Origin of the sequence: Pseudomonas sp. B21-040 (assembly GCF_024748695.1) — a bacterium.
Classification (GTDB): Bacteria; Pseudomonadota; Gammaproteobacteria; order Pseudomonadales; family Pseudomonadaceae; genus Aquipseudomonas.
Genome location: NZ_CP087176.1, coordinates 2,510,793 through 2,536,447, shown reverse-complemented (window position 1 = coordinate 2,536,447; position 25,655 = coordinate 2,510,793). Strand labels below are relative to the sequence as shown.

The following is a 25,655-nucleotide window of genomic DNA, read 5'->3' as shown; positions in this document are numbered from 1 at the left end:
CGCATAATTTGCTAATTCACCACTTGCGATTATATTTTCATCAGCGTTCGCATGAACCGGGTTAGCGCTCGATGCTGCATGAGTCCCCCTCAACTAAGAAGGAGCAGTATCGATGTGGACCACCCACTTAACAGCAACGAACTTCAAGTATCACTGGCTGTCGGCAATCGTCTTGTCATTGCTCGCATGGCTGGCGATCGCCATGCCCGCAAAGGCTGAAGTCGCCCGCTTGTTTGTACAACCCGGCGCCACGATCATCGTGGCGCAAGGCAACGAAGAGATCAAAATTGAGGGCACAGCACCTGCAGGTGCACGGGTACTCACCACAGGCACACCCAGCAATTACTGGGTTCTGATCTATACCGCCGCGAACCCGCCTCCTTCAACAGGCGAAGTGCCCATCACTTTTAAGCAAGGCGAAACGTCAAAAACCAACCTGTTCGAAATTACCAATACTCCGACTGCGCAAGACCCCGCATTGATCGGCAAGACAACGCGGCTTCTTTTTGCAATGCTCATATTGGCAGTGATACTCGAATCGGCATTCGCCGTGGTGTTCAACTGGCGAGTCTTCCTGGAGTTCTTTGATGGACGCGGCGTTCGCACGGTCGTGATGTTTCTTGCTGCTTATCTCATCATTAAAAGTTTCAATATCGACTTCGTTGCCGACCTGATGAACATCTATATTTCGCAGGTAACATCCAGTTTTGAAACACGATTCCTGACGGCACTCGTACTTGCCGGTGGTAGTGCAAGCGTCAACTCACTGATGGTCGCCCTGAACTTGCGACAAAATCGCAAGGCTGAAAACATCGCGCCGAAGCCGCCAAAGACCAAGGCTTGGGTCGCCTTGAAAGTACACCGGAATCTTGCGGAAAGAATCGTGGAAATTACACAACAATCAACACCGGTGGTCGATGGCACCACGCCTCAACGATTAATGGGTGTGATTCGTCAACAAAACGTCTTGCAACGTCTCGCGAAGTACTTTTGGCGTGATGTCGAGCGCGTGCCGATGACTGCCGGCATAGAGGTTGATCCGGGTTTTGAATACACATTCATCATTCGCGGCGTAAACGAGCACGATGAAGTCATTTATTGCGATGCTTCCGGGGTGTTGCTGAAGAAAAAGGAAGAGAAAGAGGAGTACATCCCCACTCCCCGCTCCTATGTATTTGCCGCAGGTGCCATCGTTGATTTTGAGGTCACTCTTTGATGGTGCGAGACAGGGTAGTAAGGCCTCGTTTGCAGCCGCGTCGGGGCAAGTTACCGAGTGTTTACAACCATTCGTCGCATAGGGAAACCTGGCGCTCAACGCGCCAGAGTTCTGGCTTGGGGTTTGCAAAGGCCGATCTGGCATCCCAGAAACGACGTAATTCTGACGCAACGGCCATCCAATTAACGCTTAAGGACCCCAGCGAAACGCTTGGTGAGTCACCGGAGATTTAACGTGTCAACCCTCAGTGAAATCGCAGCGAACCACGCGAGAATGGCAAAAGCACAGGCAGTAGAGTCGATCGCGGTGAGTGAGCGGCACGTTCAAATTGTGGGGAGCTTCGAAGTCCCCTCCCTGGAAGAACAACCTCACATTCCAATGCACTTGATTGCTGGCGCTCAGGACAATCATCTCGGACAGGCACCTGGTTACTCGCTCTGACAGTGATTGTTTGGCGAGGAGTGGCACCAACCGGTTGGTGACCACTCCGCGCGCCCTCACCTTTGCCTGCCACTGCCCAGGGAGTCGGGCCACTCAATCCAGTCGCGCGACCTTGTTTTCACCGCTGTCCCAACCACCGCCCAACGATTTGTAGATAGCGACGATCCCTCGATACTGTTCAGTCTCACCCAGCGCCTGAGCATCCTCGGCATTGAGTCGCTCGCGCTGTGCATCCAGCAAAACCAGGTAGTCCACCGTCCCTTCCTGGTACTGGATCGCCGCCAGGTCCGCCGCTGCACGGCTCGACTCGCTTTGCTTGATCAACGAGAGCAAGCGTTGTTGGCGTTTGCCATAGTCGCTGAACGCATTTTCAGATTCTTCCAGCGCCAGCAGCACTTGCTGCTCATAAGTGGCCAAGGCGCCTTCTGCGTTGGCATTGGCACCGCGAATGCGCGCTCGCACACTGCCCAGATCAAAGGCCGCCCAGGTAATGCTCGGGCCCAGTCCCCATGCCCGGGCGGCACTGGAACCTATTTGCGAACCGCGACTCGCGGTGAAACCGAGAAACCCGCTCAAGCTGACCCGAGGGAACAAATCGGCGGTGGCCACGCCGATATCCGCCGTGGCGGACGCCAGTCTGCGCTCGGCGGCAAGGACATCAGGACGCCGGCGCAGTAACTCGGCGGGATTGCCAATCGGCAGTGCTTTGGCGATCGCTGGCAAGTCGGCCGGCTCCAACGACACGCTCAATGTATCCGGGCGCTCGCCCAAGAGCGTGGCGATGCGGTTTTTCTGCCGCACCTGCTCCGCTTGCAGTTGCGGCACCGTCGCCTCGACAGCAGCCAACCGGGCATCGGCACGCACCACGTCGAGTTCATTGCCCACCCCGGCATCACGCAGGCTGACTGTCACCGTGCGCGAGTCTTGCTGATTTTTGAGGTTGGCCAAGGCTATTTTTTCCCGCAGTTGCGCGCCCCGTAACTGCCCATAGGCATCGACCAACTCGGCAATCATGGTCACGCGAAGTTGATACAGGTCGGCGGCCACGGCGTCTTCCTGAGCGTCGCTGGACTCCAGTTGACGCTGGATCCGGCCAAACAGATCGACTTCCCACGCCATGTCCAGGCCCAGGTCATAACGCTCGGTATTGACGCGGTTTTCGGTCTGCCCTGGCACTTGTGCCTTGCCCTGATGGCTGCTCACGCGGCTGGTGACGACCGGCAAGTTGTCGTTGCTGATGTCATCACGAATCGCACGGGCTGCTTTCCAGCGAGCGAAAGCGACCCGCAGATTGCGGTTGCCCTCAAGGGACTTGCTCACCAGTTGGTTGAGTGTGGGGTCGTCAAACTGCCGCCACCACACCGTCTCAAAATGAGTTTGATCATAGTTGCTGGTCTGTGCCGAGACGACATTCGCAGGTGCCGTGTCAGGTGTTTTGTAATCGGGGCCAACCGTGCAGGCGGCGAGCGCAGCGACCAGAAGACCGGGTAAAAAAAGCGTTGAAGCATTCATCAGTGTGCCTCCGAATTCGAAGCGTTTGCCGGGTGGACATGGGTGACTTGGCGCGCTTTTTTGCGCTCGATGTAGCGACGAATCAGGACAAAGAAAACCGGGGTCAACAGCAATCCGAAGAACGTCACACCGAGCATCCCGGAGAACACCGCCACCCCCATGGCCCGGCGCATTTCCGAACCGGCACCGGTGGACGTCACCAGCGGGATCACCCCCATGATGAACGCGAACGAGGTCATCAGAATCGGCCGCAGACGCATGCGGCAAGCATCCAGGACAGCCTCCAACGGCGACATGCCTTGCTCTTGTCTGTCCTTGGCGAACTCGACAATCAGAATCGCGTTCTTGCAGGCCAGGCCTACCAGTACGATCAAGCCGATCTGGGTGAAGATGTTGTTGTCGCCCTTGGAAATGATCACCCCGGCAATCGCCGACAGCAGGGTCATCGGGACGATCAGGATCACCGCCAGCGGCAGGCTCCAGCTTTCATACAACGCAGCCAGTACCAGGAACGCCAACAGCACGCAGAGCGGGAACACCAGCAGCGCCGTATTGCCCGACAAAATCTGCTGGAAGGTCAGGTCGGTCCACTCGTAGGTCATGCCATTGGGCAGTTCTTCCTTGAGCAGCTTTTCAATCGCGGCTTGCGCCTGACCGGAGCTGTAGCCAGGGGCTGCGCTGCCGTTGATTTCCGCGGTGACGAAACCGTTGTAGTGCGAGACCCGATCCGGCCCGGACGTCGGGCTGACGTTGACGAAAGTGGCCAACGGGATCATCTCGCCGCGGTCATTGCGCACTTTCAGCTGACCGATTTGCTCGGGTTCCTGACGGAACTGCTGCTCGGCCTGAACGTTGACCTGATAGGTACGACCGAAACGGTTGAAGTCGTTGGCATACAGCGACCCGAGATAGACCTGCAACGTATCGAAAATTTCACTGATCGCGACGCCGTGGGTCTTGGCTTTTTCTCGGTCGATGGCCGCCTCGACTTGCGGCACATTGACCGTGTAGCTGGTGAACAGGTTGGCCAGCTCCGGCACGCTGCGACTCTTGGTGATGATGTTCATGGTTTCTTTGTACAGCTCGTCATAACCCAGGTTGCCCCGGTCTTCGATCTGCAGGCGGAACCCGCCAATAGTGCCCAGGCCTTGAACCGGTGGTGGCGGAAACACCGCAATGTAAGCGTCCTGGATGCTGCCGAACTTGGCGTTCAATGAAGCAGAAATCGCCCCGGCAGACAGGCTCGGATCCTTGCGTTCATCGAAGGGCCGCAAGCCGATGAACGCGATACCGGCGTTGGGGCTGTTGGTGAAACCGTTGATCGACAAACCCGGGAAGGCCACGGCGCTGTCGAAACCCGGCTCGTTCATCGCGATGGTGCTCATGCGACGGATCACCGACTCGGTGCGATCAAGGCTGGCCGCGTCTGGCAATTGCGCAAAGGTCACCAGGTATTTTTTATCCTGGGTCGGCACGAAACCGGTCGGGGTCGTGCTGAAGCCCAAGTACGTCATCGCGATCAGTCCGGCGTAAACCAGCAAGGCCACACTGCTGCCGCGGATGATTTTGGCCACGGCAACCACATAGCCGTGACTGGCCTTGTCGAAGAACCGGTTGAACGGTTTGAACAACCAGCCACCGAGCACACGATCCAGCATCCGGGAGAAACGGTCTTTTGGCGCGCCGTGGGCCTTGAGCAGGACCGCAGCCAATGCGGGCGACAAGGTCAGGGAGTTGAACGCCGAGATCACCGTCGAAATGGCAATGGTCAACGCGAACTGTTTATAGAACTGTCCGGTCAAGCCGGAAATAAACGCTGCCGGTACGAACACCGCGCACAACACCAAGGCCGTGGCGATGATCGGCCCCGTCACCTCGCCCATGGCTTTTTTGGTCGCCTCGATCGGTTCAAGCCCCGACTCGATGTTGCGCTCGACGTTCTCCACCACCACGATCGCATCGTCGACGACGATCCCGATGGCCAGTACCAGACCGAACAGCGACAGGGCGTTGAGCGAGAATCCGAGCAAGTGCATCACGGCGAATGTGCCGATCAACGACACCGGTACCGCGACCAGTGGAATGATCGAGGCGCGCCAGGTTTGCAGGAACAGAACCACCACCAGCACCACGAGGATCAGTGCTTCAAACAGGGTATGAACCACGGCTTCAATCGAGCTGCGCACGAAGATGGTCGGGTCGTAGACGATCTCGTAGTCCATGCCTTCCGGGAAGTTTTTCTTCAACTCGGCCATCTTCGCCCGCACCTGGTCGGAGATGTCGATGGCATTGGAGCCCGGGCGCTGGAAGATCGGCATCGCCACCGCTTCCTGGTTGTTGAGGAAGGCGCGCAACGCGTATTGGTTGGAACCAAGCTCGACCCGGGCGATGTCTTTGAGGCGAGTAATTTCACCGTTACTGCCCGCGCGGACGATGACGTTTTCGAACTCTTCTTCGGTGACCAACCGACCCTGAGAGTTGATCGACATCTGGAAACTTGTGGCATTGGGCGCGGGCGGTGACCCCAGTTGCCCGGCCGCGACCTGACGGTTCTGCTCGCGTACCGCGTTGACCACATCGATAGCGGTGAGATTGCGCGACGAGGTTTTCTGAGGGTCAAGCCAGATTCGCAGCGAGTAGTCGCCGATACCGAACATCTTCACGTCACCAATACCCTCCAGGCGCGCCAGCTCATCCTTGACGTTGAGGATCGCGTAATTGGACAGGTAGAGCATGTCGTAGCGCTTGTCCGGCGAGACCAGATGCACCAGCAAAGTCAGCTCGGGAGAAGCCTTGTCGACCGTGATACCGATGCGTGTGACTTCCTCGGGCAGCTTGGGTTCGGTGCGGGTCACACGGTTTTGTACCTGGACCTGAGCATTGTCCAGGTCAGTGCCCAGTGCGAACGTCACAGTGAGCGTCAGTCTGCCGTCAGCGGTGGACTGCGAGGACATGTACAGCATGTTCTCGACGCCGGTGATGGCTTGTTCGAGCGGCGCCGCAACGGTTTCACCGATGACCTTGGGGTTGGCCCCCGGGTAGTTGGCATGCACGACCACCGTCGGCGGCACCACTTCGGGGTATTCGCTGATCGGTAGCTGGAACAGCGAGATCACCCCGGCGATCAGGATCAGCAGCGACAGCACCGCCGCGAAGATCGGCCGCGTGATAAAGAACTGAGAGAATTTCATGGCGGTGTTCTCTTATCCGCGAGGTGAAACGGACGCATCCGTTTTCACCAGCGCCGGTGATTTGTCTGAGATCGAGGACGGAGCGGCAGGTTGATTGCCCGCCTCGATGGCCTGACGTTGACGGTTCAGGGTCGCGACGGTTTCCGCATCGGCCATCGGCGCATCCTGCGGGGCGACCACAGCGCCAGGGCGAACCCGTTGCAGGCCGTTGATGACGATGCGGTCCTCTTTCTGCAAGCCGCTGCGCACGATGCGCAAACCTTCGAGCTTCGGCCCAAGATCGACGCTGCGGTACACGGCCTTGTTGTCCTGATCGATCACCAGCACGAACTTCTTGCCCAGGTCGGTGCCCACCGCTTCGTCCTTGATCAGCAGGCCGGCATAGGCAGCGCTACCCACCAGTTTCAACCGGGCATACAACCCGGGGGTGTATTGGCCGTCAGCATTGTCGAACACCGCGCGACCACGAATGGTGCCGGTCTTGGGATTGACCCGGTTGTCGACGAAGCTCATTTGTCCGAGGTGGCTGTTGCCCTCCTCGTTGGACAGGCCCATGTATACGGGGGTGGTTTGACTGCGTTGCCCTTGGCGCGAGAGCTGGCTGTATTTGAGGAACAGGCGTTCGTCTGCATCGAAATAGGCATAGACCTTGTCGGTGGAGACCACGCTGGTCAGGGGTGTGGTGTCGGCGGTCACGATGTTGCCAGCGGTGATTTCCGCACGGCTGACACGGCCGGAAATCGGGGCGGTGACGCGGGTGAAACTGAGGTTCAGGCGTGCAAGGTCCAACTGCGCCTGAATGGCATCGACACCGGCCTTGGCTTCTTGCGCGGTGGTGGTGCGGGTGTCAGCCAGCTCGGCGGAAATGGCGTTGCTGCTCAACAGACGCTGACCACGCTGCGCTTCATTACCGGTGCGAACCAGCGTGGCGCGAGCCTGTTGCAGCTGCGCTTCGATACGATGGACTTCGTGTTCGAACGGACGCGGGTCAATCTGGAACAGCAAATCGCCTTTCTTCACCAGCACACCGTCGGTAAAGGCAACACGTTCGATCTGACCGGAAACCCGTGGGCGGACCTCAACGGTTTCCGGTGCTTCCAGCCGGGCAGTCACTTCATCCCATTCAGTGATGGGTTGCTCAAGCACTTTGGCGACGGTGACGTGCGGCGCTCCCGGAGCCTGAGCGGCGTTGGGTGTTCGATCACACGCGGTGAGGACCGTCAGAGCCAACACAGCAAGGGGATAACGCAAAGGTTTCAGTGACTGTTCCATGGGGGGTGTCCGCCAGACGGTTTAGGAATTTCCGGATTCTCGACCTCGCGCGAGGTATCGACGAATTGAACGGAGTGAAGTTGGGTATCAACTTAAATGATGGTCGTCATGTTTAAAGGCAAAAAAAGAGACTTACCCCGGTTCAAGCCTTGTTATTCGCCAGCGCATGACACACAGAATCCAGCGCTGGCCCCAGCGTCTGCGCCGCACACAACGCCCGCGCGGTGGGCACCATGGTGCGTCCGTGGCGCTCAAACAATGGGTCGTTGAACAGCCTTCGCAATCGCACCAGGGATCCGCTGACCGCCGGTTGTCCGAGCGACAGTTTCTTCGCGGCACGGCTGACACTGCGCTCCTGCATGAGCGCTTCGAAAACCACCAGCAGATTCAAATCGATACTGCGAAGATCATTACGTTGCATAGATCAGCCCACGTAGAGTGTTGTGGCATGAGCCACCGGCTCGGGAGTCGCCAGACATTCGCCGACACCGACAAAGCCATTGCGGCGATCTTATATGACGAACATAATAAATAACAACATCTCAGCGACACGTGGCCTTGGCAAGGCCCGTTCGGCGACAGGAGCCGTTCATGAAAGTCACGAAAGACCAGGCAGCAGCCAACAAAGAGGCGATCCTCACTGCCGCGTCCCGCTTGTACCGGGAAAAAGGCATCGACGGGATCGGCATCGGCGAACTGTCGCGTTCAGTCGGCCTGACCCACTGCGGCTTCTACGGACAGTTTCCAGGGGGCAAGGAACAGCTGGCTTCAGAAGCCGTCAGCCGCACGTTCGAGTCCAACATCCAGGATTGGCAAAACGCTAAATCCATCCCGGCGCTGATTGAGGGCTACCTGACGCAAAGCCACATGGACAACTGGACCGAAGGCTGCCCCATCCCCGCACTGGCCGCTGACGTCGCCCGAACCGGCGGCACGGTCAGCAGCTCGTTCACCAAAGGTGTTGAGCGCTTGATCGAAACGCTGATGGTGCTTGTCGAAGGCGAAAACAATGAGGAGAAGTACAAGGAATCGCTGCGAATCCTGGCATCGATAGCCGGCGCAATGCTCATTGCCAGGGCCCTGGATAAACCTGAGTTGTCGCAGCAGTTTTTGCAGTCGGTTGTTAGTGCTTGGTCTGCCCCTGCGCCAGAAAAAGAGGATTCATTGCTTGCAGGGCATCGCTGAATTTTCCGACGCCATCGCGAGCAGGCTCGCTCCCACATTGGAATGCGATCAACTGTGGGAGCGAGCCTGCTCGCGAAGAGGCCAGATCAGGCAGCCCGATTGTTGAGCCTGATCCTCAATTTCTAAACCTCAGAGGTCCGTGCCCGCAATCGCCGCCCCACTACATCCAGCACATCACAGCCATCGCGCAATGGAATGGCGCAGAGCAACGCGAAGTCGCTGAGGATGAAGGATTCGCACTCAACCGAACCTCGCATCGAAATGTTCTCCAGCACCTGCGTGACGGCGCGAATTCGATAGTTGGCGGCTTCGTGTAAAACATCGAGCGGCGCGTGGGTATCGACGAACAGCGTGGGCATGTCGGTGCAGTTGCCGGTGAGGGCCATGAAGCGGTTGTCGGGGTGGGGGATTGGTTTTTCGTAGGGTGGGTCGGGTGTCAGAGTTTTCATCGATTTAAGTCCTAACGTATGGATAGAAGCCGCCAAAAATCACTTCCACGCAATAGGTGGCGGCTGTACGCAGGTGTGGAAGACCGGGACGTTAGGCACCCGGCGCACTCGAAAGCGCCCCGCGCACAGCCACCATAAAACACAGACGATAAAACACGCCGAACTGGTGGCGCGTGACGCGCCTAACGATAGAAGGGCTTCCACACCCTGTCACTGAATTTGCAGCGACAGGTGAAAGACTATCGATGAGGGCCGACCTGCACCAGTTCATGGAAATCGATACGAGTTGAAGGAAACTTCCGACGAGCTTGCCCAGAAATTTCGCAATTGCCATCAGAAAGACACGTCTATTCGATCCACCTGAATTTTTACAAATTGTCCGTTCAGATGAGGATGGTCGTAGTGAATGTCCTGATCCGAAAAATCAACGAAAGATCGAAACACGCTCCCATCCAAATACCCATAAAGCGCGCATGAAAATCCGTTACCTATCATTTCTATGAGTGTAGGGAGTGGCTCCTCTGCCGCAGCGACAACATCGTTGTCGGGAAGTACCAACTCGAACTCCACTTGATAGGTCTCACCCACTTCAATCTTTGATGGGCAATAGCTTGCGAAGCATTTAACTTCTAAACCTTTCACGAGTAATAAGACCTCCTCCTCAACCACTCGGCCTATTGCCAGCACCATCGCTTCATATTTCTTAGTCATTCGCCGGCCTCACTACTTTATCGCGAGCATCACCATTTATAGTTTTCCAGAATTCCTTTCCACTTTTTGTGTGTAACGTCGTAATTTCCTGCTTATCGTTTGTGCCGACAAAAGCGAATTTTGCCTCGCCTTTTCGATTATTACCTATCAACTGTAAATACCCCGCTCGAATTTCGCCTTTGTATACGTACTCCACACGGGTGCCATGATTCACAACGTCACGGGCTATAAGTAAATATTCTTCCTTGCTCATAGCCTTAAATTCTGCGCCATGCTTTTCATAGTGCCCAATCAGCTTTTCTTCATCAGCAAAGTTTTGAGGGCGTGTTTTTGGCTTAGGTAACTTGGACTCACCCTCATCAACCCTAGCGCCAGTCGTATCATCCGGCGCCTCACACCCAGATTTATTCGGTGGCGGGCAGTTCCCGCTCAACCCCAACGGATCAACCCATCCCGTCGGATTCGGCGTGTACTGGTACTGGTTCAGCCCACCCGCCAACTTGATCGGGTCCGGCGTCAGGTACCGTCCAACATCCGGATCATAGTACCGATGCCGGTTGTAGTGCAGGCCGCTCTCGGCGTCGAAGTATTGCCCCTGAAACCGTAGCGGCTGCTCAAGCTGCTCGCCTCCGCCGAACGCCAGGCGCGTGACTTTGCCGTAGGCGTTGTACTTCGCCGACCAGACGATTTCGCCGCCAAAATCGGTCAGTTCCTGCGGCGTGCCGAGGTGGTCGAGTTGGTAGTAGAACGGGCAGGCCTTGTGTGGGCCTTTGCCGTCGAGCATCGCCAGCGGGCGGAAGCTGCCGGGTTCGTAGACGTAGCTGCGGTAGTGTTCGCGGCTGCTTTCGGCGATGAGGTTATCGCCTTGCCAGAAGAATTCGGTGGTGTGGCCGTCGACGGTTTTGGCGATGCGGCGGCCGAAGGCGTCATAGCGGTAGCTGGCGGTGCGACGGTCCGGGGTGGTGACGCCGATCAAGCGGTGTTGGCAGTCGTAGCGGTATTCCGTGACGAGTTTTTGCCCGGTGCCGCGGCGTTCGCGGATCAGGTTGCCGAAGGCGTCGTAATCGTAGTGGCGGTCGCCTTGCAGGAGCAGGCGATTGCCCTGCACTTTGGCGGCGCCGGGTCGGTCCTGCATCAGCAGGTTGCCGGCCGGGTCGTGGGCGAAGCTTTCCGGTGGGTCGTCGCGAGTGTGGCGCACGCCCGTCAGGCGGTTGAGCGGGTCGTATTGGTAATTGCGCTGGCCGTGGCGGGTGTCGGCAATGCTGTCGAGATTGCCGTTGGCGCTGTAGGCAAAATCGCGTCGATACAGCGATTTCTGCCGTTGGCTGACAGCGTGAGCCTGCAAACGACCCTGATCGTCGTAGGCATATTCGCTGAGCAACTGGCCTTGCTGGCGACGCTGCTCGCGACCGAAGGCAAACTGATGGCTGGTGAGCCGCGTGTCGTTGAGGTCGACGGCGGTCAGCGTACCGCCCTTGGCGTGGTGGTAGTCGAGTTTGCTGTTGTCCGGCAGGCGCAGGCGCGTGAGCAGGCCGCAGGCGTCGTAGGCATAACGCAGCGTGCCCCAGCCCTGATGTTCGGTGATCAGCCGGTCCTGTCGGTCGTACTCGAATTCCAGCGGGTGGTCGTGGCCGTCGTCGACGCTAATCAGCCGGCCGAGGCTGTCATAGCGGTACTCGACCTTGAGGCCGTCGGGCAGTGTTTTCACCAGCAATCGGCCGGCCGAATCCCGCTCGTAAGCGGTGATTAGCTGCGAACCGTCAGCGCCGAACTCGCTTTTCTCCAGCAGGTGGCCATTGAGGTCGTAGGCGTACGCCGTGCGTTGGCCGTCGAAGCCGGTTTCCTGTCGGATCAGGCCGCTGGGCGTGTAGTCCAGCTGATATTTTTCACCGGATTCGTTCTCGATTTCCGTGAGTAACAGCTGCGCGTTGTCGTAGCGATATTTCAGCTGAGTGCCATCGGCGTTGAGACGGCGGCTGACCAGGTGCAGATCGTCGACGTACTCGTAACGCGTGACGCGCCCCAGTTCGTCGCGTTCGGCGGTGACTTTTCCGTAGGCGTTGTAGCTATAGGCGCGACTGGCGCCTGTCGGCAGGGTCGTCTGGATCAGTCGACCGACGGCGTCCCATTGGTACTTCGTGACGGCGCCATGTTCGTCCTGACGGGTAAGCTGCCGCCCCAAGGCATCGTAGGAAAAGCGCCGTTGACCACCGTCCGGCAAGGTCTCTTCGAGCAATTGCCCCAAGGCATTCCAGACGAATACATGGCGGCTGGTGTCCGGGTAGCGGATCGACAGCAAACGTCCTTGGGCATCGTAGTGGTAATGGGTGGTTTGGCCATCGGGGTCGGTCGCTTCAGTGACGTCGCCCTGAGCGTTACGGTGGTACTTCCAAATGGCTTGGCCGCGATAGCGCGCATGCAGGAAACCGTTGCGGTACTCGTAGGCCGTTGGCTCGTCTTCTGGCGGAATCAGCGCCACCAGGCGTCCGACTTCGTCATAGCGGTATTCGGTGACGGCGCCGAGCGCATCCTGCTCGGCGATCAGCCGCCCTTGCTCGTCGTAGGCCTTGAGCTGTTCGCCACCGTCCAGGTCGACCTTGCGCACCAGCCGCGCACGCTCGTCGTGGACGTAAACTTCTTCGCTGCCATCGATGTTGTGGACGGTGACGCTACCGGCGTCATCCCAGACATAGCGCGCGTCCATCTGCGCGAACGAGGCCCAGTGGCGGATGCAGCGTGCCGCCTTGCCGGAGCGCTCCCACTCCCAGAAAAAACTCGCCCCGCCGGCCAGTTGCCGCTGGAGGATGACGTGCTGGTCGTCGTAGTCGTAGCGCTCGCTTTCGTCGGCGGCGTTGGTCGCTTCGATAAGCTGTGCGCGTTCGTCGTAGGTGTAACTGACCAATGTTTGCTCGGTCTGCCAGGACGCTTCGAGGGTCTGCGTCGGGGCAAACACCTGATAGTCGACGGCGACCAGATGATTGCGTTCATAACGCAACAGCAAGGCGCGACCGGCGCCGTTGTCGAGGCGCTGAATGCGCGCCTGGCGGTCGCGGGTGATGCGCAAGCGGTTGGCGTAGGCGTCACTGATCGCCGTGAGTTGGCCGTGGTGAAAATGGTAAAAGCGCGTGTCGTCGCCGGCCTGGGCGAGGATCAGTTCTTGCGGTTCAGTACCGAGGTAAATCGCCGCACGCGACAGGCTGTTGTGGATGGCCGGACGCTCGCTGCTCGGCAGTGGGAAAGCGCTGCGACGGTTTTCGTGGTCAATCCAGATGACGCTGTCGCCATCGATTTCCAGTCGATGGGATAAGGAATGACTCCAGCCGAAACCGAGGCCGCAATCGAGCTCGGCGGCGCTGGTGCGATAGAGCCGGGTGAAGTCGAACGGCAGGAGGCCGTCCAGCGAACCGTCGGTGAGGGTCAGCAGTTCTTCGCCAGTGACCATCGACACCGGGCATTTGTTGGTGGCGGTTTTGTTGGCAGAATCGGCTGAGTCGCCGTTGGGGTTTTTCGCCTGATCCGGGGCGTTGTCGTGATGTTCGTTTTGCTTGAGGGTGGTGTTGCGTTTGGCATCCCAGCGCAACAACACTCCACCTTTTTTCAGCCCCCCAGCAACACCGCGTGCGGCGACGGCTTTGTACTGGTCGACGTACTTCATGAAGCGGTTGAGGATGTTGAAGGTGGCCTCGATGAAACGGATCGCGAAACCGGCCAACACCATCCCGTACTTGAGCCCGCGAGATGCTAAATAGGCTTTGGCGATGGGTATACCTATCACCGTACAGGCCAACGCCAAAGCAATCAGAATATCGATCAACACCGAGACGATGACGTGGCTGGCCAGCTCTGCCGCCTTACCTGCCACTTCACTGGGTGGTAACGCCGACAACCACAGACTGGCAGCGCGAAACAGCAGACAAAGCGCCGCTTCATCACTGGCCAGCAGCATGGCTTTTTCCATCGCTGCAGGAGATTGCTTCGCCAGATCGATGAGGTGCTGCGCACCGCTGCCAAGCTTTTCAAGGTGAGCGCCTGGATTTTTGAGGATGTCAAAGACAAGGCTCAGGCCATCCCAAACCCCCATGACCGCGGCCCATCCTCCCGCCAGCAATCCATTCCCGGCAGCCGCAAAAGTCGACTGCGACCACTGCGGCTTAAACCCTTCCCATTCTTTGCGTAACCAGCCCCCCAGTTCTGCGGTCAGACCGTCGTAAGAAGAGAAAAGATCATCGACTTGCTGCGGTGTTACTTCGTCGTTGACGTGGATGCGATAGAACTTGCCCGCTTCCCCCGTGAAAGTCCCTTTGCCATTTTCATCGAGCTTGACCGGTGTGATCTTGCCGCCATCCATGGCAATTACATCGACCTGAATATTCCCCACGGGAACGTCATAAACCGATTCAAACTTGCTCTCGATTTCTAGCTTTCCGCCCTTCTGGCATTGCACGACGGTAGAGAAAAACTCGTCGTCGCCACTGCTCACCGTGGTGATGGTGGTGCCGAATCGGACGATCCGTTCCATACCCATCAGCGAAGGCAAATCAGCAATGTGACTGGCTTGGTCTGCCGCTTGACCATACCAGCGTTTCAGCTGTTCACGGTAGAGAGACAAGGTGTCCGGAAAACGGTCGAGCTCCTGCTCGATGCGGGCGATGTGCGCCATCAACGCACCGAACGGTATGAAGTGGAGTGGAAAATCGGGTCGAACATCAGCAATCCCTCGCGCAGAAAATGGGCGCGCGAGACTTTGCCGGGGATCAAACCGGAAAGAAGTCAGGGAAGTAGGCAATGGCCGTAGGGCAAATCTCTAATTCGCCCTCACAAAACGCCAGACAGGCACAAACAAAAACGTGGCGTGAGGTTGCCCTCACGCCACGTTCATTTACTACCCCGGGAAGTCCGCGTCCAGCCAACTCCCGGTGGCCTCAACCTTCAGCCAATGCGTGTTCGCGAATGAGCTTCTTGTTGATTTTCCCCACACTGGTCTTGGGGATTTCAGCCACGAACTTGAACTGCTTGGGGATCGCCCATTTGTTGATGCGGCCACTCTCGACAAAGCCTTGAAGATGCGCTTCAAGGATTTTACGATCCAGATACTGCCCCGGTTCGCACACCACCAGCGCCATGGGCCGTTCGCCCCACTGTTCATCGACAATGCCGACGACCGCGACGGACATCACCGCCTCGTGCTCGCTGATCAGGCTCTCCAGCTCCAGGGAGCTGATCCACTCGCCCCCGGTCTTGATCACATCCTTGATTCGGTCTTTGATTTCCACCCCGCCCAACGGGTCGATGGAAGCCATGTCGCCGGTGTGCAGCCAACCGCCCTGCCACAGCTCGGCGCCCTTTTCGGGCTCATGCAAATAGCCTTGGGTCAGCCAGGGCGCGCGGACCACGATTTCCCCAAGGGACTCGCCGTCATGGACAACGTCGTTGCCACTGGCATCGATGATTTTCAGGTCGACCATCGGCACCGGTGTCCCGGTCTTGATGCGGATGGCCAGTTGCTCCTCGGTGGATTGCGCAAGGTCGTCTTCACGCAGGTAAGTCAGGCACAGCAGTGGGCAGGTTTCCGACATGCCGTAACCGCAGTGCACCGCAATCCCTTTGGCGCTCGCCTCGCTGGCAATCCCCAGGGTCAACGCGCTGCCGCCCAGGAGCATTTTCCAACCGTCGAAACGGGTCTGTTTGGCCGCCTCGCAGTTCAGGATCATTTGCAAAATGGTCGGTACGCAGTGGGAGAACGTGACCTTTTCTTCGCGGAAGAGTTTGACCAGGCTGTTGGGTTCGTAGCGGCCGGGATAGACCTGCTTGATGCCCATCAGTGTCGCGACATACGGCACACCCCACGCATGCACGTGAAACATCGGTGTGATGGGCATGTACACGTCATCGGAACGCAGCAGCGGCTGGCCTTGATAAACGCCCAGCGTGGCGACGGCATTCAACGTGTGCAGGACCAATTGGCGGTGGGTGAAATACACCCCTTTCGGGTCGCCGGTGGTGCCGGTGGTGTAGAACAGCGTCGCCACCGAGTTCTCGTCAAAATCGGGGAAGTCGTACTGGTCTGAGGCCTGGGACAGCAGGTGCTCATACTCGCCCAACACCGGTAATGAGGTATCGGTCGCCGAATCGTCCGTCAATTGCACGTAGCGTTTGACGGTGGTGAGTTTGTCCTGGATCGGCTCCAGCAACGGCAGGAAATCATCATGCACCAGCACCACATCATCTTCGGCGTGGTTCATGGTGAAGAGCACCTGGTCCGGCGAAAGACGGATGTTCACCGTGTGCAGCACCGCGCCGATCATCGGCACGGCGAAGAAGCACTCCAGGTAGCGATGGCTGTCCCAGTCGAGCAATGCCACGGTGTCGCCAGCCTTGACGCCGGCCGCCGTCAGGGCATTGGCCAGCCGGCGGATACGCTTGTTGAGCGTCTGGTAGCTGTAGCGCAGTTTGTCGGCATACACGATTTCCCGGCCCGGCTCGTAGCGCACACCGGACAGCAAGAGCTGTTTGATCAGCAAGGGATAGGCATAGGCGCCGTCGGCGGGCGGGATTATTTTTGTCGCCATCATGGTTGGGGGTTCCTGGTCCTTTTTAGCGTTGGCTCAATGCCCCGTGATGCACACGGTTGCATTCGACTTCCGGCGCTAGGCCGGAAGTCGCGGGGGCATGGCGATCAGAACTGCTCTGCATCCAGTTCGTAGAGGCATTCGCTGCCGGCCTGGGCCGACGCGCTCAACGAATGGATGCGCGGCAACAACCGGGCGAAGTAGAAACGCGCGGTGCCGAGCTTGCTCGCGTAGAAGTCGTCCTCGGAAGGCGCGCTCAGGGCGGCCTTGGCCATCAGCGCCCACATGTAGGCGTAGGCGGTGTAGCCGAACACATGCAGGTACTCGACCGAGGCTGCACCGATTTCGTTCGGGTTGTTTTTCGCCCGGTCCAGCAACCACTCGGTCAATTCGTCGAGGGTGTCCAGCGCGGCGTTCAACGGTTTGGTGAACTCGCCAAGGTCAGCACTGGCGTTGGCGGTGAAGTCGCGAATTTCAGAAGCGAACAGACGATAGAGCGCCCCGCCGCTGGCGACGATCTTGCGCCCGGCCAGGTCCAGCGACTGGATGCCGTTGGTGCCTTCGTAGATTTGCGTGATGCGCACGTCGCGCACCAGTTGCTCCTGGCCCCACTCGCGAATGTAGCCGTGGCCGCCGAAGACTTGCTGACCGTGAATCGTGGTCTCCAGGCCCATGTCGGTGAGAAACGCCTTGGCCACCGGCGTCAGCAACGCCACCAATTCTTCAGCACGCTTGCGGGTCGTTTCGTCTTCGCTGTACTTGGCGGTGTCCAGTTGCATGGCCACGTACGTCGAGAATGCACGACCGCCTTCGTTCAAGGCTTTCATGGTCAGCAGCATGCGGCGCACGTCCGGGTGGACGATGATCGGGTCGGCGGATTTGTCTTTGCATTGCGCGCCGGTCGGCGCACGACTTTGCAGGCGGTCACGGGCATAGGCGACGGCGTTCTGATACGAGCGCTCACCCTGTGCCAGGCCCTGGATACCCACACCCAGGCGTTCGTAATTCATCATGGTGAACATCGCAGCCAGGCCTTTGTTCGGCGCGTCGACGATCCAGCCTTTCGCGCCGTCAAAGTTCATGACGCAGGTAGCGGAGGCCTTGATGCCCATCTTGTGCTCGATGGAGCCGCAGGACAGGGCGTTTTTTTCGCCCAGTGAACCGTCGGCATTGACCAATACTTTCGGCACCAGGAACAGGGAAATGCCTTTAGGCCCCGCCGGTGCATCCGGCAGGCGGGCCAGGACCAGATGGATGATGTTTTCCGTCAGGTCGTGGTCGCCACCGGTGATGAAAATCTTGCTGCCGCTGATCGCATAGCTGCCGTCGGCCTGAGGTTCGGCCTTGGTGCGGATCAAGCCCAGATCGGTGCCGGCATGGGCCTCGGTCAGGCACATCGAACCGGTCCAGGTGCCGGCGTACATGTTCGGCAGGTACGTCGCTTTCAGTTCTTCACTGGCGTGGGCCTTGATCGACAGGCACGCGCCGGCGGTCAACATCGGGTACAGGCCGAACGACAGGCTGGCCGCGTTGACCATCTCTTCGACCTGCGCGGAAATGGCCTTGGGCATGCCCATGCCACCGTAGTGCGGATCACCGCCGACACCGACCCAACCGCCCTCGGCGAATGCCTGGTACGCCTGCGCAAAACCGTCCGGTGCGCTGACCGAGCCGTTGTTCCAGGTGCAACCCTGTTCGTCGCTGGCACGGTTCAAGGGTGCAATGACTTCGCCGCTGATTTTGCCGGCCTCTTCGAGGATCGCGGCAGCGGTTTCTTCATCGATCACTTCAGCCAGGCCAGGCAAACTGGCCCACAGCCGGGACACCTGAAAAACCTCGTTGAGTACGAAGCGCATGTCGCGCAGAGGAGCGTTGTAGTCAGACATCTTTAACTTACTCGGAAGTGGTCACGGCATGGGGCATGCCAGGACGTTGAGCGGTATCGCAGGTATCGGTTTGTGCTGGGGTTTCGTCGGTAACGTCACCCCGTTCCAGCGCCCGATTGCGCAACAGGAAGTACGACAGGGCCGGAATCAGGATCAGCGCGCCGAGCATGTTCCACAGAAACATGAAGGTCAGCAGGATGCCCATGTCAGCCTGGAACTTGATCGGCGACCAGACCCAGCACACCACGCCTGCCGCCAGGGTGATGCCGACCAGGCCGACCACCCGGCCCGTGAACGACACGGCGTTGCGGTAGGACTGGGACAGCGACAGACCCTGGCGCTGGAAATGCAACTGCACACTGAGCAGATACAACGCGTAGTCCACGCCGATCCCCACCCCCAACGCGATCACGGGCAAAGTCGCCACTTTCACGCCGATGCCCATGGCCACCATCAAGGCTTCACAAAGAATCGAAGTCAGGACCAGAGGCAACAGCGCCACCAGCGTCGCGCGCCAGCTGCGGAAGGTGATCAGGCAGAACAACGTCACCGCTGCGTAGACGTAAAGCAGCATGGTGTGGTTGGCCTCGCGCACCACGATGTTGGTCGCCGCTTCGATACCGGCGCTGCCGGCAGCCAGCAGGAACTGACGATCATCGGTGCTGTTTTCCTTGGCAAACTTGTCCGCAATGGCGACCACGGCATCCAGGGTTTCGGCCTTGTGGTCCTTGAGGTAAGCAATCACCGGCATCAGCGAGCAATCGGTGTTGAACAACTCAGGAGAGTTGACCGAGGCTTGTTGCGCGGCGTAGTTCAGAACGTCCTGGTTACGCTGGATGTTGTTGAGCTTGGGGTTGCCCTCGTAGGTCCCGGCCGTGATTTGACGCACGGCGTTGACCAGCGACGTGGTCGCCTGCACGCCCGGATTCTGTTGCAGTTCCCAGGCCAGGCGATCGGCAAGCACCAGCGTCTTGTAGTTCAGGCAGCCTTCCGGTGCAGTCTTGATCATCACCGCAAACAGGTCGCTGGACAGAGCGTAGTGCTGGGTGATGTAAGCGTTGTCACGGTTATAACGCGAGTCGGCACGCAACTCCGGCGCACCACTTTCCAGGTCGCCGATCTTCAGGTGCTGGCTGACCATGAAACCGCCGACGCCCATCAGCAACGCGACCAGCACAGCACCTGTCGCCCACTTGGCGGTGGTGAAGCGGTCGAGCATATCCCACAAGCGACCGAAGCCTTTGTGGCGGTCGGCGCGGGTGTCGATTTTCAGGGCACGTTCGGCGGCCTTGGCGCCGACGCCGACATAGGACAATGCAACCGGCATCAGCAGCAGCGAGGTAAAGATCAACACCGCGACACCAATACTCGCGGTAATGGCCAGGTCCTGGATCACCGGAATGTCGATCAGCATCAACACGGCAAAGCCCACGGCGTCGGCCAGCAGCGCAGTAACGCCGGCGATGAACAGACGGCGAAAGGTGTAGCGCGCGGCGATCAGTTTATGGGTGCCGCGAGCGATGTCCTGCATGATGCCGTTCATCTTCTGCGCCGCGTGGGACACACCGATGGCGAAGATCAGGAACGGCACCAGCACCGAGTACGGGTCGATGGCGTAGCCCAGCCAGGCGACGATGCCCAGTTGCCAGACCACCGCGATCAACGAGCAGCCGACCACCAGCAGGGTGCTGCGTACGCAACGGGTGTAGGCGTAGATGATGATCAGCGAGGTCACGACAGCCAGGCCGAAGAACATCATCACCTGAATCAGGCCATCGATCAGGTCGCCCATCAACTTGGCGAAACCGATCACCCGAACCTTGTAGTGACCCTTGCCTTCAACGCCGGACTTGCGCGCTGCGCTGTCACCGGCGTACTCGATCTTGTCGCGCAACTGCTCTTCGAGCATCTGCGAAAACGCGTGATAGTTGATGCGCTGGCCACCAGCCGCTGCCTTGTCCATCAGCGGCACAATCAGCATGCTCGATTTGAAGTCGCTGGCCACCAGGCTGCCGACGATACCGGCACGGGAAATGTTCTGGCGCAGTTGCTCGATTTCTTCAGGTTTGCCCTGGTAGGTATCGGGCATCACCGGGCCACCCTGGAAACCTTCCTCGGTGACTTCGGTCCAGCGTACCGCCGGGCTCCACAACGACTTCATCCAGGCCCGCTCGACGCCCTCGGTGAGGAACAATTGATCATTGACCTGCTTGAGCACGTCCAGGTAACCGGGATCGAAAATATCGCCTTGGGTGTTTTCCACCACCACGCGCACCGAGTTACCCAGGCCACGCAGCGACTGGCGGTTTTCCAGGAAGTTCTGGATGTACGGCTGGCTTTGCGGAATCATTTTTTCGAAGCTGGGACGCAGCTCCAGGCGTGTCGCGGCCATGTAGCCCAGCACCACGGTGGCCAGCGCCATCATCAGCATGAACAGCGGGCGGTAGTTGAACACCAGCCGTTCGAGCAGATTGCCGGATTTACGGTCGAAATCGCGCACGTCGCGGATCACCGGCATGGCGTCTTGTTTGATATTGCCCATGTCTGGGTTCTCGCTTTAAAGGTTCAAGGTCTTATTCGACGAACAGTGCCCGGGCACCACGGCTACCCGCGACCACCAGTGAGCCGTCGTTGGCCTGGGTGGCGCCGGCTATCGGCGTCGGTACGGGGCGCTGAACCAGATGCAATTGCGCGCCAGTGCCCTGGCTGACCAGCATCTGCCCGCCCAAGGTGAACAGGCGGTAATCGCCATGGAGATCGATGAGGCCGGCGGTGACGCTGATGTGCAGGCCGCTGTCCAGCGCGGTCCAACTCTGGCCGCCATCGGTGCTGCGCAACACGTTGCCGCGCAATCCGTAGACGACCACTTCCCCCGGCTTGCCAATCACGCCGAAGAAACTGCCTTGATAAGGGGTTTGTACGGCGGCGAAACGCTGGCCGACGTCATCCCATTTGAGCAACAGACCTTGCTCGCCGGCGATATACAAAGCGTCGCCAGTCGAAGCGATGGCATTGAGGTGAAAGCCTTGCGGGTTGTCGGTGCGATCCTGGAACGGGGTCCAGGTCTGGCCACCGTCTTCGGTACGCAGAATCAGGTTGAACACGCCGACCACATAGCCGACCTGTTCGTTGGCAAACCAGACGTCGAGCAAAGGTTTGTCGGCGCCCTGCTCTGCCAGTCGCTGGCCTTCGGCAGCCAGCCGCGACCATTCTTCGTTACCCGGTTCGGCGCTGGCCAATGCATCGTAATGCTTGACCAGCAACTCACCGATCTGGCGTCCATCCAGTTGTTTGGTCCAGGTCACGCCAGCATCACTGCTGTGCAACACCACGCCGTCATTTCCGACCGCCCAGCCTTCCCTGGCAGATGGAAAATTGACCGCACTGAGATCGGCACTCACTGGCACGGCTGCTTGCTGCCAGTGTTTACCGCTGTCATCGGAATAGAGAATGTGTCCACGCTGCCCGACGGCAACCAAACGGTCGCCCGCACGGGTCATGCCGGACAACGGACTGCTGACCGCCAAGGCACTGACTCTGGCAGGCAGGTCCAGCACATCGATATAGCCGGCCGCCTGGGTGGCGCCCTGTGACAAGACAAGCAGGGCGCCGAACGCCAGCTGCAGGTACTTTTTCGAACACATACCGCGTCCTCTTGGGAAAACCGCGTCAGGGCCTGCAACCATGCAGCCCGACGTTAAGAACTGGCGCCGCGCTGATCAGCGAGCACCAACCGTCGCGCGGTCACACGGCTTTGTGAGCCGTGGACCGCATGAACGTTTTGTCGCGGTTTGCTTAGCGAATGCCGGCGCCCGCCAGGGATTCCGACGACCACTGAGCCTTGGAGAGCGGTTCGATGTACTTGATGCCGCCGTAAGGGCCGACCACACCGTTGATGTTGTAGGAACCGCCCACCAGGTCATAGATCATGAACGGGGTGGAGTCTGGAACCTGCTTGTCATAGCTTTGGCTGAGGAAGGCAAACGAACCACGGTAGAGCTGACCACGGGCGTCATATTGGTCCGAGGCCAGAGCTGTCCAGCTGTCTTCGTCGAGGTAGAAGCGACGCTTCTGGTAGATGTGACGGGCACCGGCCTTGAGGTTGCCTTCCACGACCCATACGCGGTGTTTTTCCCAGCGCACAAAATCAGGTGCCAGGTGATTCGGGGTGGTCAGCGACTTCGGATCCTGGACGTAGGTCAGCTTGTAGGTGTTGTAAGGCACGATCATTTCCTGCTTGCCCACCAACTTCCAGTCGTAGCGGTCCAGCGCGCCGTTGAACACAAACACGTCGTCGTAGGTGCCTGCGCCTGCGGTGCCTGGGTTAGGCGTGTCGTAAGCCAGGTTCGGCGCGAGCTTGACCCGACGCTGGCCAGGCAAGTACTGCCAGGCGCGACGCGGTTGTTGCAACGGGTTGGCGGCGTCCTTGAGCATCACTGCTTCGCCGGCACGACGCGCCGGGCCGGTGTACTGCAGCTTCATCTGGTAGTACACGTCAGCGCTGCTGATCGGCTGCGAGAGGTTTTCATAGATCGGGTAGGAGATGTTCGCTTGCCCGGTGGTCGCCAGGCTCGCCACGCCAGCCGAGTCGACGTTCCAGGAGTCGTACTTGGAGCTGATGCTGACGCCTTGGTAGCGCAACAGGAAGTTCCACATCGCTTCGTTGCCCGACTGCGGAATCGGGAACGGAATGCCCGGCAACACGTTGTCGATGGCCAGGCCACCTTCAAGGGACTTGGCGCCAGTGGCGTTTTTCACGCCGTTGTCCAGGATGGCCTGAGGCAACGAGACGGTACGGTGAGTCGGGTACACGTCAACATGGAAGGTAGGGAAACGCTTGGCCAGTTCCGCCGTGGTTGCGGTGAGCATGCCCTTGTACTGATCGACGTTCTTGCCGTCGATGACCAGCAGCGGCTTTTCGCTGGCAAAAGGATCCGGACGCATGCTGTCACCGGATTTGAAGCTGGCCGGCGGCGTGGTCAGACCACCGTTGTAGGCGGGGATGGAACCATCGGCATTACCGGCTTTTTCAGCACCGACCAGGGTCAGGTTGCTGCCCAGTTTGGCGGCGTCCTGGGCCGATACGGCGGCGTGTGCCTGAGCAGCGATGACCATCGCCAGCGAGGCAGCCAATAGGGTTTGTACAAATTTCATATTGTTATTCTCCTGCTTGCATTGAGCAAATCAGTGGTGAATCAAAAGGTGGTTTTCATCGTCAGGTAAACAGCACCACGGTCTTCAGTCGTGGCACCGCCACCCGAGAAGGACGAATAGCCACCGGCGTAGCACGCATAGTTTTCGTTACCGCTAAAAGCGTTTGGAGTAGAGCCATCGCCACCCGTCGGGCCGGTGCTCACGCCACTTTTATTGCACTTCTCGGTCTGGCCGAAGGAGTCCACGTATTTCAGGTCGACAAAGTATTTGTTGTACACAACGGCACCCACGCCGACGGCATAGTTGCCGGTGTCCTTGGCACCGCCACCGGACACCGGTGACACGCCGTCAAGACCCACGTTGACGGACATCGGAGCGTTGAGGTCGACGCCTGGGAACACTTGGTACCAGGTCGGGGTGAAGTTGACGGCCAGGCCCCAGTTGTCACGGGTCGGCGCGTCGATGCCGCGATAGGTGCCCTTGCCCTTGTAGAGTGCTTCGTTCTTGTCATCGAGGCTCAACAGGTTGCTGTAATACAGTTCAGCAAGCACTGTTGCCTGATCGAACACCGGTGTTTTCGGCAGGGTCATCAGACCGTTGAGCGTCCAGTGCAAGGTGTCGCCGGTGGCGCTCATGCTGTCGCCGCGGCTCGGGGTGTCATAAACCACACCCGTGGCATCCGTACGCGCCGGCAACAGGCCCAGGCCTTTGCCCAGACCCAGCGGGCTGGCGGTGCTGACAATCGCCGGGATACTGGCCAACGGCATGTTGTGACGGATGTTCAGGTCCGAACCCACGCTCACCCCGCCCACGTCCTTGGACAGGCTCAGGCCGGCGATCTTGATGTTGTCGGCATAGGCCAGTTGATAGGTGGCAGTGTTCAGCGAGTTGAGGGTGTTGACCACCGCAGGCACTTGCCCGGTCGGGCGGGTGCCGTTGGGGTTGGCCGAGGTAATGCCTCTGGCATCCAGCCACGCTTGCGGCAGGATTTCCGACGTTTCGCGGTAGTAAACGCCGAGCGTGCCATCCAGCCAGGCTGGCGACCACTTGGCCATTACGCCCCAGTCGCCGCTGTCGTGCGGTGTCAGGTCATGACCGCGACGCACGTTGGTCAAGCCGTTGCACGGCGCCAGGCCGCAACCCAATGGGCTGCCAGGTACCACGGCGTTGGTGTTGCCGAGCAGGAACGACTGCGCACCGAAGCCGACCAAGTCGGAACCACCGTAATAGGTGCCCGCTTCCGGCAGACGCGCAGCATCCCAATTCAGGAAATACTGGGCGCCCACGGTCAACTCGGGATTGACGGTGAACGACATCGACAACTGGTTACGCGGCACGAACAGCTCTTTGGCTTCAGTACCCGGCGATGCGGCCAGCTTGGCCAGATCGAGGCCGGACTGGCCGTAGCTGACCGAATGCACCGGGTTGAGAATGGTCTCGCCCCAGAACACGTTGTGCTGGCCAGCCTTGGCGCTGAACATCGACTCCTCGCCCACTTCGGTGCTGTAGAACACGAAGGCATCGAGGATTTCGCCGGACGGACCGGTGTAGTAGCGCTGGGCGTAGTTGCTCAGGTGCGGGCTGCCATTACCGACGTTGTCGTTGGTGACACCGGCCAGGCGTGGATCGTTGGCGACCAGACCGGAGCGTGCATCATTGCCGTTGACGAACGGGTTGGAGTTGGAACCGGTGTTCTCATACGCCTTGTCGTACCAGCTGGCGGCGCTGACACGAAAGCCCATGGCGTTCTTGTACACCACGTCCATCTCGGTCAACAGATCGACACGGTTGGTGATGTTGGTACCCGCCTTGCGGAAATTGTAGTCACCGTCGTTGTTGTTCGGCGTCCCCAGCATGCGCTTGTCGGCGCTTTCGGTACGCACACCGTAGTTGTACTTCACGGTGTTATCCAAACGAGCGGCCCAGTCCGGATTACCTGTATCAAATTCAAACGCGTGGGCGGTCGGCATTGTCGCGGCCAGAATGGCCGAGGCCAGCAAGGTGTATCGCGAAACTGTGAACCCGTGACTCTTATTGTTGTGCATTGCGTTGTCTCCGCCATTTTTGTA

The 25,655-nt window shown here is 59.1% G+C and carries 16 protein-coding genes; 3 read left to right on the top strand and 13 right to left on the bottom strand.

What is annotated here, in order from left to right:
• Nucleotides 1–112: 112 nt before the first annotated feature.
• A complete protein-coding gene (locus LOY55_RS11670) occupies nucleotides 113–1,216 on the top strand; it encodes a hypothetical protein (RefSeq protein ID WP_109788139.1) in 1,104 nt (367 codons plus the stop codon).
• Nucleotides 1,217–1,450: 234 nt separating this feature from the next.
• Nucleotides 1,451–1,657 (top strand): hypothetical protein, encoded by a 207-nt coding sequence (locus LOY55_RS11665; protein WP_046028017.1) that lies wholly within the window; start codon nucleotides 1,451–1,453, stop codon nucleotides 1,655–1,657.
• 93 nt (nucleotides 1,658–1,750) lie between these two features.
• On the opposite strand, the gene LOY55_RS11660 is transcribed toward LOY55_RS11665, so the two are convergent.
• From LOY55_RS11660 to LOY55_RS11645, 4 genes are all read right to left on the bottom strand, one after another.
• Nucleotides 1,751–3,169, bottom strand: a complete 1,419-nt coding sequence (locus tag LOY55_RS11660) for an efflux transporter outer membrane subunit (RefSeq protein WP_046028018.1) — start codon at nucleotides 3,167–3,169, stop codon at nucleotides 1,751–1,753.
• On the bottom strand, nucleotides 3,169–6,360 hold the full coding sequence (locus LOY55_RS11655; RefSeq protein ID WP_223523680.1) for an efflux RND transporter permease subunit: 3,192 nt from the start codon (nucleotides 6,358–6,360) through the stop codon (nucleotides 3,169–3,171). Before LOY55_RS11655 ends, LOY55_RS11660 begins: the two co-directional genes overlap by 1 nt.
• A gap of 12 nt (nucleotides 6,361–6,372) precedes the next feature.
• Nucleotides 6,373–7,632 (bottom strand): multidrug efflux RND transporter periplasmic adaptor subunit MexE, encoded by a 1,260-nt coding sequence (mexE, locus tag LOY55_RS11650; RefSeq protein WP_223523678.1) that lies wholly within the window; start codon nucleotides 7,630–7,632, stop codon nucleotides 6,373–6,375.
• Nucleotides 7,633–7,774: 142 nt separating this feature from the next.
• Entirely contained in the window at nucleotides 7,775–8,053 is a 279-nt protein-coding gene (locus LOY55_RS11645; RefSeq protein WP_046028022.1) for a LysR family transcriptional regulator, read from the bottom strand.
• 170 nt (nucleotides 8,054–8,223) lie between these two features.
• Between LOY55_RS11645 and LOY55_RS11640 the strand changes: the two genes are divergently transcribed.
• Nucleotides 8,224–8,817 carry a TetR/AcrR family transcriptional regulator gene (locus tag LOY55_RS11640; RefSeq protein ID WP_258667993.1) on the top strand — a complete coding sequence of 198 codons (594 nt, stop codon included), beginning with the start codon at nucleotides 8,224–8,226 and terminating at the stop codon, nucleotides 8,815–8,817.
• Between the two features lie 122 nt (nucleotides 8,818–8,939).
• Here LOY55_RS11640 and LOY55_RS11635 read toward each other — a convergent pair whose 3' ends face one another.
• The 9 genes from LOY55_RS11635 to LOY55_RS11595 all read right to left on the bottom strand — a co-directional run bounded on the left by LOY55_RS11635 (nucleotide 8,940) and on the right by LOY55_RS11595 (nucleotide 25,631).
• Nucleotides 8,940–9,266, bottom strand: coding sequence for a hypothetical protein (locus tag LOY55_RS11635; RefSeq protein WP_258667992.1), 327 nt, complete (start codon nucleotides 9,264–9,266; stop codon nucleotides 8,940–8,942).
• Between the two features lie 333 nt (nucleotides 9,267–9,599).
• Nucleotides 9,600–9,977, bottom strand: a complete 378-nt coding sequence (locus tag LOY55_RS11630; protein ID WP_223523675.1) for a hypothetical protein — start codon at nucleotides 9,975–9,977, stop codon at nucleotides 9,600–9,602.
• The gene (locus tag LOY55_RS11625; protein ID WP_258667991.1) at nucleotides 9,970–14,637 is read right to left on the bottom strand and encodes an RHS repeat protein; all 4,668 of its coding nucleotides are present in this window, start codon (nucleotides 14,635–14,637) and stop codon (nucleotides 9,970–9,972) included. The genes LOY55_RS11630 and LOY55_RS11625 overlap by 8 nt, the downstream gene beginning before the upstream one ends.
• A gap of 262 nt (nucleotides 14,638–14,899) precedes the next feature.
• Nucleotides 14,900–16,549 (bottom strand): fatty acid--CoA ligase, encoded by a 1,650-nt coding sequence (locus LOY55_RS11620; protein ID WP_109788132.1) that lies wholly within the window; start codon nucleotides 16,547–16,549, stop codon nucleotides 14,900–14,902.
• Between the two features lie 104 nt (nucleotides 16,550–16,653).
• Nucleotides 16,654–18,432 carry an acyl-CoA dehydrogenase C-terminal domain-containing protein gene (locus LOY55_RS11615; protein WP_046028025.1) on the bottom strand — a complete coding sequence of 593 codons (1,779 nt, stop codon included), beginning with the start codon at nucleotides 18,430–18,432 and terminating at the stop codon, nucleotides 16,654–16,656.
• A gap of 7 nt (nucleotides 18,433–18,439) precedes the next feature.
• Nucleotides 18,440–20,974: an RND family transporter gene (locus LOY55_RS11610; RefSeq protein WP_046028026.1), complete on the bottom strand. Its 2,535-nt coding sequence runs from the start codon at nucleotides 20,972–20,974 to the stop codon at nucleotides 18,440–18,442.
• Between the two features lie 31 nt (nucleotides 20,975–21,005).
• Nucleotides 21,006–22,076, bottom strand: a complete 1,071-nt coding sequence (locus LOY55_RS11605) for a YCF48-related protein (protein ID WP_077430414.1) — start codon at nucleotides 22,074–22,076, stop codon at nucleotides 21,006–21,008.
• A gap of 151 nt (nucleotides 22,077–22,227) precedes the next feature.
• Nucleotides 22,228–23,586, bottom strand: coding sequence for a DUF1329 domain-containing protein (locus tag LOY55_RS11600; protein WP_046028028.1), 1,359 nt, complete (start codon nucleotides 23,584–23,586; stop codon nucleotides 22,228–22,230).
• 41 nt (nucleotides 23,587–23,627) lie between these two features.
• Nucleotides 23,628–25,631 (bottom strand): DUF1302 domain-containing protein, encoded by a 2,004-nt coding sequence (locus LOY55_RS11595; protein WP_077430415.1) that lies wholly within the window; start codon nucleotides 25,629–25,631, stop codon nucleotides 23,628–23,630.
• Between the last annotated feature and the right edge of the window lie 24 nt (nucleotides 25,632–25,655).